General features: G+C 73.7%; 12 protein-coding genes and 1 riboswitch. Of the genes, 2 read left to right on the top strand and 10 right to left on the bottom strand.

The features are described from left to right. Positions 1 to 38: 38 nt before the first annotated feature. Complete coding sequence (locus tag O7605_RS02255) at positions 39 to 1193, bottom strand: alcohol dehydrogenase catalytic domain-containing protein (RefSeq protein WP_269737668.1); 1155 nt, start codon at positions 1191 to 1193, stop codon at positions 39 to 41. After that, positions 1190 to 1693, bottom strand: coding sequence for a hypothetical protein (locus tag O7605_RS02250; protein WP_269737667.1), 504 nt, complete (start codon positions 1691 to 1693; stop codon positions 1190 to 1192). Before O7605_RS02250 ends, O7605_RS02255 begins: the two co-directional genes overlap by 4 nt. A gap of 181 nt (positions 1694 to 1874) precedes the next feature. Between O7605_RS02250 and O7605_RS02245 the strand changes: the two genes are divergently transcribed. Next, entirely contained in the window at positions 1875 to 4664 is a 2790-nt protein-coding gene (locus O7605_RS02245) for a LuxR C-terminal-related transcriptional regulator (RefSeq protein WP_269737666.1), read from the top strand. 103 nt (positions 4665 to 4767) lie between these two features. On the opposite strand, the gene O7605_RS02240 is transcribed toward O7605_RS02245, so the two are convergent. The 4 genes from O7605_RS02240 to O7605_RS02225 form a co-directional block, all read right to left on the bottom strand. Beyond that, the gene (locus O7605_RS02240) at positions 4768 to 5313 is read right to left on the bottom strand and encodes a DsbA family protein (RefSeq protein ID WP_269738680.1); all 546 of its coding nucleotides are present in this window, start codon (positions 5311 to 5313) and stop codon (positions 4768 to 4770) included. A 77-nt stretch (positions 5314 to 5390) separates the two neighbouring features. Then, complete coding sequence (locus O7605_RS02235; protein WP_269737665.1) at positions 5391 to 6080, bottom strand: BON domain-containing protein; 690 nt, start codon at positions 6078 to 6080, stop codon at positions 5391 to 5393. A 416-nt stretch (positions 6081 to 6496) separates the two neighbouring features. Then, complete coding sequence (locus O7605_RS02230) at positions 6497 to 6910, bottom strand: hypothetical protein (RefSeq protein WP_164449346.1); 414 nt, start codon at positions 6908 to 6910, stop codon at positions 6497 to 6499. Between the two features lie 189 nt (positions 6911 to 7099). Next, positions 7100 to 7252: a hypothetical protein gene (locus O7605_RS02225; protein ID WP_269737664.1), complete on the bottom strand. Its 153-nt coding sequence runs from the start codon at positions 7250 to 7252 to the stop codon at positions 7100 to 7102. Positions 7253 to 7588: 336 nt separating this feature from the next. Between O7605_RS02225 and O7605_RS02220 the strand changes: the two genes are divergently transcribed. After that, positions 7589 to 7954: an STAS domain-containing protein gene (locus O7605_RS02220; RefSeq protein ID WP_210826839.1), complete on the top strand. Its 366-nt coding sequence runs from the start codon at positions 7589 to 7591 to the stop codon at positions 7952 to 7954. Positions 7955 to 7981: 27 nt separating this feature from the next. Here the strand turns inward: O7605_RS02220 and surE are convergent, their stop codons facing one another. The 4 genes from surE to O7605_RS02200 form a co-directional block, all read right to left on the bottom strand. Next, positions 7982 to 8806, bottom strand: coding sequence for a 5'/3'-nucleotidase SurE (gene surE, locus O7605_RS02215; protein ID WP_269737663.1), 825 nt, complete (start codon positions 8804 to 8806; stop codon positions 7982 to 7984). Further along, positions 8803 to 9783 (bottom strand): 1-phosphofructokinase family hexose kinase, encoded by a 981-nt coding sequence (locus tag O7605_RS02210; protein ID WP_269737662.1) that lies wholly within the window; start codon positions 9781 to 9783, stop codon positions 8803 to 8805. Before O7605_RS02210 ends, surE begins: the two co-directional genes overlap by 4 nt. Before the next feature lie 216 nt (positions 9784 to 9999). Continuing rightward, positions 10000 to 11103, bottom strand: a complete 1104-nt coding sequence (locus tag O7605_RS02205) for a coiled-coil domain-containing protein (protein WP_269737661.1) — start codon at positions 11101 to 11103, stop codon at positions 10000 to 10002. A gap of 4 nt (positions 11104 to 11107) precedes the next feature. Further along, positions 11108 to 11239, bottom strand: a riboswitch (cyclic di-AMP (ydaO/yuaA leader). A gap of 152 nt (positions 11240 to 11391) precedes the next feature. Further along, the gene (locus O7605_RS02200; protein ID WP_269737660.1) at positions 11392 to 12309 is read right to left on the bottom strand and encodes a cation diffusion facilitator family transporter; all 918 of its coding nucleotides are present in this window, start codon (positions 12307 to 12309) and stop codon (positions 11392 to 11394) included. Positions 12310 to 12335: the final 26 nt, after the last annotated feature.

Raw genomic sequence — 12335 nt, 5'->3', positions numbered from 1 at the left:
GATCATGCCATCGTCGCCGCCGGTCCGCCCGTCGTCGGTCAGTGCGGGGTGAACACCGCGCGCACGCACTCCTGCGGCCGGTCCCGGAACAGGGCGTATCCCTCGGCGGCCCGGTCCAGCGGGAAATGGTGCGTGGCCAGGTACTCGGTACGCAGCTCGTCGCGGGCCATCCGGTCCAGCAGCATCGGGATGTGTCGCTGGCCGTGCTGGCGTCCGCCGCGCACGGCCAGCCCCTTGTGCACCACGGCGCCGGCCGGGAACGCGTCGACATGACGGACACCGCCGTTGAGCACGAAGACGCGGCCACCCTTGCGGCAGGCGTACACCGCCTCCCGGACCGCCTCCGGCAGCCGGGCGCGGCCGGTGAACCGGTCGGCGAGCGACCGGTGTTCCCCGGCGGGACCGCCGACCGCCTCGACGCACACGTCCGGCCCGCGACCACCGCTGAGATCCCGCAGCTGTGCCGCGACGTCGGCGTTCCGCCGGTCGATGGTCTCGGCGCCGACGTGCTGCCGCGCCATCAGCAGCCGCGCGGGGTGCCGGTCCACGACGACCACCCGTTCGGCGCCCAGCAGCCAGGCCGCCCGGGCGGCGAGCTGACCGACCGCGCCCGCTCCCCACACCGCCACCACGTCACCGGGCCGCACCTCGCCCGCCTCGGCGCCCAACCAGCCGGCCGGTGCGGCGTCCGAGGCGAACAGGGCCCGGTCGTCACCGACGGACTCCGGCACCGGGAACGCTCCGACATCGGCGTAGGGCACCCGTACGTACTCGGCGTGGCCGCCGGCGAAGCCACCCGCGGCGCGGGGCTGGCCGAAACAGCCCGCCACCGGATGACCCCACTCCGCCTCGCTCGTGCTCGGATCGGTGCTGCCGTTGTCGCAGCACGACGGCAGCCCCTGCCGGCAGTACCAGCAGGCACCACAGGCCACCGACGCGCAGACCACCACCCGGTCGCCGATCCGGTGCCGGCGTACCGCGGCACCCACCTCGACCACGTCGCCGAGGAACTCGTGGCCGAGCACGTCGCCGGCGGCCAGACCCGGCGCCTGACCGGTGAGCAGCGGCAGGTCGGCGCCGCAGGTGGCGCTGCGCCGCACCCGGACGATCACGTCGTGGTCGTTGCGCAGCTCCGGATCGGGGACCTGGCCTACGGCCAACCCGCCGTCGGCGGTCCAGCACAGCGCTCTCACGGTGACCGCCCGTCCGTCGGCGGTGGGAAGGTGCCGACCGGCACCACGGGCCCGCGCTCGCCCGGCACACGGTCGGCACGCAGCACCTCACCGGTCTCGGCGAGCTGCTTGACCTGCCACAGCGTCCGCCGTACCAGCAGGCCGGGATCGTCGCCCACCAGGTGCGCGGCGAGCCCGGGCCAGGCCGCGTGCGGCCGTGGCCGAGCCGCCAGTTCGGTGCCCCGGCCGCCCGGCGCCCGCCGCACCGCGACCTCGACGGCACCGTCGAGGCGGCGCAGCGGCTCCGGCCAGACCGCGGCGGGCAGCACCTGCTCCGGTGGCCGGTCGATCGTCACCACCTGCCAGCCCGGGGCGCGCCGGGCGGGCCGGGCCCGCCGCCGAAGGACGGCGGTACGCGCGGCCCGGACCGCCGCCACGCCGAGAGTGCCGGCCACCGCGACAACTGTCCCGACCCGTCCCACTCGTACCTCCAGCCCCCGCTCCCGACCGTGTCGTCCCATGACACCGAGCGGCGTCGGCGGTTGATTCGGTGGGATCCGCGACGCGTCCGCCCAGCTCATCGCCAGTGTCGCCACGTTCCGGGTGAACCCGGTTCCCCCGGAAGGGGTGAACCGACGCGGGTCGGGTAACCGCCCGCCGCAGGACCGGGGGAGGAAACACGCGTCCGTGGGGGTGGGCCGGATGCCGGATGACCGCAGCACCGTCCGGGTCGACACGGCGGTCCGAGCACCGGGCGGCCCACCCCTGCTGGCCTCCCGGCTGGCACCCGCCGTGCCGGGAGAACCGATGGTCCTGCGGCCCCGGCTGGCCCGGTTGCTCGACGACGCGGTGAGCCGCCCGGTCACCCTGCTCCGGGCACCCGCCGGCTGGGGCAAGACCACGCTGCTGGCCACCTGGCGGGGGACCCGGCAGGAGGCTGACCCGGGCACCCCGATGCCGGCCTGGGTGTCGGTCGAGGCGGGTGACGACCCGGACCGCCTCTGGTCGTACCTCGGTGCCGCGCTGCGTTCCGTCGTGGACCCGGCGGAAACGCCGCTGCCCGACCGGGCGCCGCGCCCGGACGAGTTGGAGATCCTCGCCGCCGCCCTGGCCGCCCGGGACCGGTCGGTGGTGCTGATCGTGGACGACCTGCACCGGATCACCGAACCGGCGGCGCTGGCCGGTCTGGAGTTCCTGCTGCGCCACAGCGAGCAGCGGCTGCGGCTGGTGGCGGCCGGACGGAGCGGTCCGCCGCTGGCGGTGCACCGGTTGCGGCTGGCCGGGGAACTGACCGAGATCGGTCCGGACGACCTGGCTTTCACCGGCGACGAGATCGCCGACCTGCTCACCGCACACGGGGTGGCGGTACCGGCCGCCGCCGTGGCCCGGCTGCGGCAGCGGACCGGGGGCTGGGCGGCCGTGCTGCGGATCGCCGCACTCGCCCTGCGCGAACGACCGGACCCGGAGCGGTGGATCAGCGAGCTCGGCGCCGACCAGCCGGAGATCGCGGGTTATCTGCGGGCGGAGCCGTTGGCCGGGTTGGCGCCGGGGGACCGGGAGTTGCTGCGCCGAGCGGCGATTGTCGACGCCGTCTGCGCGGATCTGGCCGCCGCGCTCAGCGGTGCCACGGACGCCGAGGAACGCCTGAGCACGCTGGCCGCCGACAGCGGGCTGCTGCACCATGACGGCGGCCGGCCGCTCTGGTACCGGTGTCATCCGCTCGTGGCCGACCTGCTGCACCGCGAACTGACCCGGTTGCCCGTGGACGAGCTGCACGACCTGCACCTGCGGGCGGCCGGCTGGTACGCCGGCAACGGCCGGCCCGCCGCCGCGTTGCGCCACGCGCTCGCCGCCGGTGACTGGACGGCAGCCACCGACCTGTTCGTGATCCAGTGGCCGGAACTGATGCCCTACGAGCGGCCGGCCGGCGTCGGACCGGCGCCCTCGCCACCCCCGCCGGAAGCGGTGGAGCGCGACCCCGAACTCGCGCTGGCCTGCGCCGCCGAACGCGCCCTCGACGGCGACGTCGCAGCGGCCGTGGCCTACCTTCGGCAGGCCGGCGGACACACCCGACGGTTGCCACAACCGCGTCGGGCCCGGTTCGGTCGGCTGGTCGCCGCGGTCGAACTCACCCTGGCCCGGTTGGCCGACGATCCGCAGACCGTACGCGCCGCAGCCGCCGACCTGCTCGCCACGGACGGCGCACATCCGACCGGCGACCGGCAGGTCGGTGGTGCCGTCGTCGGCTCCGACGCGCCGCCAACCGGCGGCGGTGTCGCCGGGATGCGCGGCCACGCCGGTGAGGACGCCGACGTGCGGGCCGTCAGCGGTGCCGCGTTGGCCCTGCTGGCGCTGGACGACGGCGACCTGACCGGCGCGGCGAGCGGTTTCGCCGAAGCTCTGGTGGCCGCCCGTGCGGCGGGACGTCCACGCACCGAGCTGGTCTGCGCCAGCCGATGGTCGCTGGTCGCGGCACTGCGTGGGCACCTGCGCGCCGCGGAGGAGGCGGCCCGGGCGGCGCTCGCCCTGCCGTCCGGGCAGGGCTGGGCGGCGTTGCGCGACTGCGGGTACGCGCAGTTGGCGCTGGCGGTCGTGGCGCTGCACCGGGACCAGCCGGTGGAGGCCGAGGCCCACCTGGGGCTGGCCGCACCTGCCGATGGCGATCCGGTGCCCGGCGCGGTCGCCGGTTGGTGCCGCGCGTGGCTGCGCCACGACGAGGGTGAGTTGAGCGTCGGCCACCGGCTGCTGGTGGAGGCCCGCGACGGGTGGGGCGTGCGCGGTGGCGAGCTGGGCGCGTGGTTGCGCGCGGCCGAGCTGGATCTGCACAGCGCGCGGGGCGACGTGCGGACCGCCCGGGAGCTGGCCGGCGACCGGACGTCCGAACCGGCGACCGGCGCGTCGGCGGCGCTGGCCGTCGCCGCGGCCCGGACCGAGCTTCGGGCCGGTGACCCACGTGCCGCCGACCGGCTGCTGCCGGACTGGACCGCCGCACCGGCGGCCGACTGGCCGCTGCCGGTACGCCTCGACGCCGCCCTGCTGGCCACGGTGCTGGCCGTCCGGGCCGGTGACGACCGTCGGGCGGGCCGGATGTTGGAGCAGGCGCTGGACCTGGCCGCACCGGAGGATCACCGCCGTCCGTTCCTGCGGGCCGAGCCGGGAGTGCGGGAGCTGCTCGCCGCCCATCTCGACTCCGGCACCGCCCACTGGTCCCTGGTGAGCGACCTGGTACGCGCCGTCGACACACCGGCCGCGCCGACGGGCGGCACCGACACCGCCGACGACGTGGTGGCACCGTTGGACGAGCCGCTCACCGAGCGGGAACTGACGATCCTGCGCTACCTGCAGAGCATCCTCTCCAACGTGGAGATCGCGGCGGAGCTGTCGGTCTCGGTCAACACCGTCAAGACCCACGTCCGCAACATCTACCGCAAACTCGACGCGACCCGCCGCCGCGACGCCGTCCGCCGCGCCCGCCAACTCCACCTCATCTGACCCGCCCACCCGACCCGCCCCACCCCGCGACCGTCTCGTTGATCATGAGGTTGTCGTCCCGCCGTTCGGCGTGGCGCGACAACAACCTCATGATCAACCTGGGTCAGGGGGTGGCGGCGTCGATGGCGGTGAGGAGGGTGGCGGGGGAGAAGTCGGCGTCGTGGCGGATGTCGTTGACGAAGAGGGTGGGGGTGGCGTCCACGCCGCTGCGAATGGCGCCGACGAAGTCGTGCCGGATCCGGTCGCCGTGCGCGTGGCGTCCGATCTCCGCCTCGACCTCGTCGACGGGCAGGCCGAGCTGCTCGACGCCGAGCGTCAGGTGCACCGGATCCAACTGGTCCTGGTGGTCGTAGAGCCAGTCGTGCATCTCCCAGAACCGGCCGCGCCGCCCGGCGGCCTCGGCGGCCTCGGCGGCCCGCTCGGCGTACGGGTGCACATTGGTGATCGGGAAGTGTCGGTAGACGTGCCGGACGGTGTCGGCGCGCTGCCGCAGCACCTCCGTCAGGTTGGCGTGGACCAGGCCGCAGAAGGGGCACTGGAAGTCGCCGTACTCGACGATCGTCACCGGTGCGCTGCGCGGACCACGGATGTGGTCGTGCTCCGTGACGGGGGTGCGCAGTCGCGCGGTCACCTGCAGGGGCGTGGTCAGCTGGTCGGTCATATCCCCCAGCCTCGGGTCCGGTCGGGTGAGCGCGGCTCACCCGACCCGGGTGGTTCCGCCACGGCTCAGCGCAGCACCGGGGCGACCGCGATGTGGTTCTGCACCTCCCGGATGCCGGGTGCGGACCAGACGACCCGTTCCACCTCGGCGCGTTCCGGCATCGAGTGCACCAGCCCGCCCAGCAGCACCGTGTCGCCGTGCACGCGTACCGTCACCTGCTCGGCGTCGGTGGCGCGGTTGCGGGCCAGCGCGTCCACGATGCGCCGGGCCAGGAGGGCACCGTCCGGGCGTACCCGCGGCCGGACGGTCATGCCGTCGCTGACCCCACGTACGCCGTTCAGCTGGCCGACGGCCCGCTCGGCGGCGCGGCGCTGGTACTCCCACTCGAGCTCGCCGTGCAGGGTGACCCAGCCCTGGGAAACCGTCACGTCGAGCGCGTCGACCGGCACGAACGCCTGCCACCGCAGGGCGTGCTGGACCGCGGCGGCGATCTCCGGGTCGGTGTGTTCGGCACCGGTCACCAGTCGCACCGCGAGGTCGTTGGCCACCGCCCGCACCTGCGTGACCCGGTGCGCGGCACGCTCGGCCGCCCACTTCTTGGCGTAGCTGTCCACCCTCCCGGTCAGGGTCACCACGCCCTCGGTGACGGCCACTCCGATCTCGTGCGGCCGTACCCGGGGCTCCCAGCCGAGTTCGTCGAGCACCGCGGACTGGATGTCCTGGTCGGTGCGGTTGATCGTCGAGATGCTGGCCATCGGTCGCTCCCTTCTCCGCAGGGGTGGGCGCGGACTGCGCGGCAGCGCCGCCGCGAACCGTTCGCCACTGCGGCACCGCCGCCCACGCGGCCCTGACCCGCGCCGGGTCCGGCGCAGGCAGATCCGGGCGCAGAACCCGCGCCGGGTCCGGCCCAGGCAGGCCCCGGCGCGCGACCCGTGTCCGGGTCGGCTGGCCAGGTCCGCCACGACCGAGCCTGGTGGGTGTGCGGATGAGGCTGCCTCACCCGGATCGGACGAGGAACGGCGTCGACGACCCTGCCGGCGGCCGAGACAGTTCCGGCGACACACGGTGCCTCGGGCCGACGTCCGCGCTCGCTGGTGAGGGTGCCGGTCGGGAAGCACGACGGGCCCCGCCCGGCCTCGTCGGTCGGTGGGGCCCGTCGTCACCGGATGCGTCAGTTGACGGGTGCGGTGGGGTCGGCGGGGGAGTCGGGTCGGTCCACGTCGACGAACTCGATGTCCTCCATGGCCCGGTCACGACTTCCGGCGGCGCGTGCGGCGGTGCCGGCCGCCCAGCCGACCGCCGCACCGACCAGGGCGGCACCGATCAGCAACGTCCACGGCAGCGCCGGCCGGCGTCCGGCGAGCGCGTCGAAGGCGAGGCTGGCGCGGTGCCGGGCCTCTTCGGCGGCCGACTCGACCAGGTCCCCGGCGTCACCGGCGAGACCGGCGGAGCTGTGGCGGGCGGTGCGGGCGGTGTCGCGGATGCTGTCGCCCGCGCTGTTCACCGCTGAGACGAGGTGTTGCCACGCCTGGTCCGCGATCCGCTCCGGCTTGCTACGGCGGTCCAGCAGATGTGTTCCGAACATGATGGTTCCCTCCTCGACAGAGCCGGAGCCGGTGCGCGCATCAGCTGTCGGCGGCGTTGTCCGGCCGGTGGCGGTTCGCATCGGAGGCTGTGCCCCCACCGGCCGGGCCGCAAACCCTCAGCTGCTGTCGTCCGGCCCCGAGGAATCGGCGCATGCTCCGGGTGCGCTCCGCAGCCGGCTCGGGCCGGGTCAGCCGGTGACCACCGCCACCGCCGCTGGCCGGGCGAAGGCGAAGTCGTCGTCATCGTCGTCGTCGTCACCGTCACCCCCGCCGAATCCGCAGGCCAGCACGAGGGCGAGCAGGGCACCGACACCGGCGAGCGCGGCGAGTCTGCGAAGCATGATGGGTCCTCCCGTCATAGGGGTCACCCGTGATGCTAGGCACACCGCGCCACCCTCGTCCGTCGCGCGCAGGTCAGACCGGTTCTCGCGGGGCACGCCGGCACCAGCGGGAAACGACGGGGGTGGCCTCGGCCCGCTACCCTGGTTCGGCGGCGTCGGCATGCCCGAGCGCCAAGTGATAAAGCCAATAAAGTTCGGATATGGGTGATTTGCCCTGCCCCTGTCCGTGAATTGCTCATCCCGAGGGGTGGCGACCGAGGCGGTTGAAGGAATACTGTCGGTCGCGGCCCGCGTACTGATGAGGCGCCCGTCGTACGGGCGAGTGGAGGTGCTCGCGTGAGCCTGTCGATCCTGCAGACGGTTCGGCCCGGTGGTGTCATCGAGATCGCCCCTCGAGGCGAGATCGACGTCGACACCGCGTACGAGGTGAAAGAGGCCATCGCCGAGGTGCTGGCCAAGGGGCGGCCGGCCCGGATCGAGCTCAACATGCGGCTGGTCACCTTCATCGACTCGGTGGGCATCAGCGCCATGGTCGCCGGGTTCCAGACCGCCGAGGTCAGCGGAGTGAAGCTGATCGTCACCGAGCCGAGCCGGTTCGTCCACCGGCAGCTCTGGGTGACCGGTCTGCTCGGTCTCTTCGGCGCGCCCGAGCCCTATTACGCCGGGGCCGCCACGGCCTCCGAGGTGGTCCCCGGGGCCTGACCCGCCCCGACCGGCCGACGGGCCGGGTCACTCCCCGTCGATGCCGGACAGGTCCACGTCAGCCACCTCGGTGATCGCCCGCACCGCGGTCACCGAGGCGTAACCGTCGGCGAGCAGAGCCAGGTCCGTGCCGGGCTGTACCGCCTGGCCCGGCTCCTCCAACGACGTGCGTACGAAGCCGTGCCCGGACTCGGCGACGGTCATCTGCACCTGGCCGAAGGTCGCCAGGGTGGCCCGGCGTACCCCGCGCAGCCGACCCAGCGGTAGATCCGGCGAGTTGACGTTCAGGACGCTCTCCGTCGGCGCCGCGGTCAGCCGGGGCAGCAGGTCCAGAGCGACCCGGGCGGCGGTGGCCCAGTTCCGTTCGGCGTCGCGTACCCGGGCGGCAGCCGCCACCGCGGCACCGCCGCTGGCCGCGGTCGCCTCACCGGCCGAGAGCACGTCCAGCGAGACCGCCATCGCCCGGCAGCCGTTCGCGGCGGCGGTGAAGGCGGCTCCCACCGTGCCGGAGTGCAGCACCGCGCGTCCCGCGTTGGCGCCCCGGTTGATGCCCGACAGCAGCACCGACGGCGGCGGTCCGAAGGCACCGTGCACGGCGATGAGCGCGATGAATCCGGGTGAGCCACCGACGCCGAACGCCGGCACGCCGTCGAGTTCCGGCAGCGGATGCTCGCGGACCACCACCTGCCCGTCCTGCTCCATCGCGCTCATCGCGGCGCTGGTGCCGCTGGCCTCCTCCAGCGGGGCGGCCACCACCACGTCCAGGCCCCGGTCGACGGCCGCCCGGGCCAGCGCCTGAATGCCCGGCGCGGCGATCCCGTCATCGTTGGTGATCAGGACCCGTAGCCTCACCGGCCACCCGCCCGTTGCGCCAGTTCGTCGGGGGTGGTCCGCTCCTGCGGACGGCTGCCCGCCGGTTCGAGTCGGACCCGGTCGACGAGGCCGTTGATCGAGTCGAGTCGGCCGGTGCCGAGGCCGTGCCGGGTGACGTTGAGTGCGCCGGCCGCCGCGCCGGTGCGGATCGCCGTGCGCACATCGCCGCCCCGGGCCACCACGGCGGCCACCCCGGCGGTCATCGAGTCGCCCGCCCCGCGTGGGTCGGCCGCCTCCAGCCGCGGCATCAGCACCTCGAACACCTCGCCGTCGACAAGCGCCAACGCCGGTTTGTCGGCCCGACTGACCACGACGTTCTCGGCGCCCGAGGCGTGCAGGTCGTACATGGCGCGGGTGAGCTGCTCCTCGTCGTCGCCCGCAGCCCGGCCGTCGGCGAGCAGTTCCTCGTGACTGATCTTGAGGAAGAAGACCCCGCTGTCCAGGACGGCCGTCAGATGCTCGCCGCAGAGGTCCACCACCACTCGGCCGCCGTTGGCGCCGAGATCGGCGGCAAAGCGCCGGTAGAGGTCGGCGGGGACCAGGGACGGATGGTTCGGCCCGCTCAACACGCTCACCGGAGCGCGCAGGCCCTCGCCGAGCGCGAGGTTGTACAACTCGTCCAGCTCGTGCCGGCTCAGCGGTTGGCCGATCACGTCGACGACCTCCCGACGGGTACCTTCGCGGCGGTCATGCACGTATCCGCCGGTGCCGCCGGAGTCGCGGGCCACCACCTTGAGATCGACTCCCTCGCTGACCAGCAACGGCTCCAGCACCTGCCCGACCTCGCCGCCGAGTGCCGCGCAGAGCACCACCTCCACGCCGAGGGACAGCACCATCCTGGCCTGCCACACCCCCTGCCCGCCCGGGTGCAGGTGCAGCTCCGGCGCGTCGCTCGGCTGGTCGATGGTGACGGTCAGCAGGGGGGTCGGCGCGAAGATCATGACGCGGCCGCTCACGAACGCACTCCGTCGTCCGTACCGTCGCCGGGCCTGGCGATTCGCTCGTCCATGGGCGTTCCTCCCGCTAGCGGACAAATACCGCTTCCTGGTACGACGGTATCCAACGAGACGCGTCGACGCGTGCCGAAGGGACGGTGCCCCGCCGGCCGACCGGAAAACGCAACGCCGGGTGAACCGCTCGTGAAGAGCGGTTCACCCGGCGCGACGAGGAGGTCAGTACACCGACAGGTGGACGTGGTTGGTGTGGTCGCTGGACGGGTCGCCGCGGGCACCGCTGTACGACTTCCAGCCGCTGCTGGGCAACCAGATCTGCCTGTACCAGATCACGTAGAGCACCGCGAGCCGGTCGGCGTTGTTGACGAAGTACGCCGCCAGGTTGTTGCCGTACGAGCGGTCACCGCCGGTCGCGTCCCCGCCGAAGCCGTTCTTCTGGGCCGCGAAGTCGCAGGCCCGACCCTTCGGGTGCTCGCCCGAGCCGCCGGAGCGGTAGCAGGAGACGTACCGGGTGAAGCCGGCCGACTTGGCCTGCTTCAACGCGTGCAGGGTGCGTGGGGTGATGCAGCCGTTGGCCGGGGTGGGGTCGTTGACGCTGCACGACTCCGAGGGCCACGACCCGTCGGAGTTGCGCGGAGCCGGCTTGGCGGTGGGGCTCGACCCGCCGCTACGCGACGGTGACCGGGCGGCCCGTTCGGCAGCCCTGGCCCGCTCGGCCGCCTCGTCCCGCTCGATGGCCACGGTCAACGCCCGCTCGGCCTGGTCCTTGCGCTTGGCCATCACGGCCACCTGCTTGCGCTGCTCCTGGATTTCCGCGTCCAGGGCCTGCTTGGTGGCGCTGACCTCGTCCCGGGCGGTCTGGAGTTCCCGCAGCGCGCGGTCCTCGTTCGCGGCCACCGCGTCCAGCGCCGCCGCCCGATCCATGAAACCGGCCGGTGACCCGCTGTTGAGCAGCGCCGAAGCGGCACCCAGCCGTCCGGTGCGGTACGCCTGCGCGGCAATCTCGGCGACGTTGGTACCGCGCTCGGCGACCTGGCTCTCGGTCGTCTTGAGCCGTTCGGCCAGCTTCTTCTGCCGCTTCACCGAGCGGTCGAGCGCGGTCTTGGCGTCGAGGTAGCCCTTGCTGGCAGCCTCCAGCTGGGCCCGTAGTGCCGGGGTGCCACCCTCGTCGTCCACATCTCCCGGTGCCGCCGCCCGCAACCCCTGCGGCGCGGCGGTCGCTGGGGAGAAGGGAGCCAGCGCGACGCCGAGGGTGAGGGCGAGCGCGGCGGCGATCAGGGCCGCCGTACGGGCGGCCGGTCTTACCGTTGCCACTGCTGGCATGCACATGTCCTTCCGTCAGCCGCCGACCGGGTTAGCTGACGGGTTCGGGACGGAAGATCCCTACCGCTGGCGCGGATACACCCCAGGAACATGGTTCCCCGGTTCGCCCTGGCGGGCGATTAGGCGGCGGCCGCCGCCGGCACCGGTGGGTGCCGCCTGGCGATGGCCGGGTCAGAGCCTACCGGTGCGCACGTGACCGGTGCAGCTGCTGTTACTGCTGGTGTTCGGTTGTTGACTAGTGAACCAGAGCAAATCGGACAACAACCTACTTTTCCCCGATTGGCCTGGTCACCACCGCACCGCCCCGCAACCCCCGGGGTCGGTGCGCGGCTCGACCTGGAGGGTCGCGTGCTCGATCTGGAAGTCCTCGTGCAGCGCCGAACGGGCCGCCGCCAGGACGGTGCCGACATCGGCGTCCGGCCTGACGGTCAGGTGTGCGGAGGCGACCTCCATGCCGGAGGTCAACGTCCAGACGTGCAGGTCGTGGACGCCGGCCACGCCCGGCACCGCGGCCAGCCGGTCGTGCACGGCGGTGACCTGCAGGTGTTCCGGTGCGGCCTGGACCAGGATGCGTACCGCCGCCCGGCCCAGGCGCCAGGTCCGGGGCAGGATGAACACGGCGATCGCGACCGCCACCACCGGATCGGCCCACCACCACTCGGTCACCGCGATCAGCAGGGCGGCCGCGATCACCCCCAGTGAGCCCAGCAGGTCCGCCAGCACCTCCAGGTAGGCCCCCCGCAGGTTGATGCTCTCCCGCGCGCCCGGACGCAACAGTGCGAACGCGGCGAGGTTGGCGAGCAGGCCGAGCGCCGCCACCACCAGAACCGGGCCGGCGAGCACCTCGGGCGGATCCCCGAAGCGACGTACCGCCTCGACCAGCACGTACACCGCGACGCCCGAGAGCAGTACCGCGTTGGCCAGGGCCGCGAGCACCTCCAGCCGGTAGAGCCCGAAGGTGCGTTGCGGATCGGTGTCGGCCCGCCGGGTGGCGGCCACGGCCGCGAGGGCCATCCCGATGCCCAGCACATCGGTGAACATGTGTCCGGCGTCGGAGAGCAGGGCCAGCGAACCGGTCCGCAACGCGGTGACCGCCTCGATCACCGTCAGCGCACCGAGCAGGGCGAACGCTGCCCACAGCCGGCCGGAGTGGCGGCGCGCGGCGGTCGACACCGCAGCGTGGTGGTGGTCATGGCCGGCGCCCACCCAGACACCTTCCGTCGTCCGGCGAG

The sequence above is a fragment of the Verrucosispora sp. WMMA2121 genome, from assembly GCF_027460185.1.
Taxonomy (GTDB): Bacteria; Actinomycetota; Actinomycetes; order Mycobacteriales; family Micromonosporaceae; genus Micromonospora; species Micromonospora palythoicola.
This window is presented reverse-complemented; position numbering and strand designations above follow the sequence as displayed.

What these genes read in the sequence shown, in the direction of transcription:
- O7605_RS02245 (WP_269737666.1), top strand. Translation starts at nt 1,875, where the DNA reads ATGCCGGATGACCGCAGCACCGTCCGGGTCGACACGGCGGTCCGAGCA.
- O7605_RS02225 (WP_269737664.1), bottom strand. Translation starts at nt 7,252, where the DNA reads ATGCTTCGCAGACTCGCCGCGCTCGCCGGTGTCGGTGCCCTGCTCGCC.
- O7605_RS02230 (WP_164449346.1), bottom strand. Translation starts at nt 6,910, where the DNA reads ATGTTCGGAACACATCTGCTGGACCGCCGTAGCAAGCCGGAGCGGATC.
- O7605_RS02250 (WP_269737667.1), bottom strand. Translation starts at nt 1,693, where the DNA reads ATGGGACGACACGGTCGGGAGCGGGGGCTGGAGGTACGAGTGGGACGG.
- O7605_RS02235 (WP_269737665.1), bottom strand. Translation starts at nt 6,080, where the DNA reads ATGGCCAGCATCTCGACGATCAACCGCACCGACCAGGACATCCAGTCC.
- O7605_RS02205 (WP_269737661.1), bottom strand. Translation starts at nt 11,103, where the DNA reads ATGCCAGCAGTGGCAACGGTAAGACCGGCCGCCCGTACGGCGGCCCTG.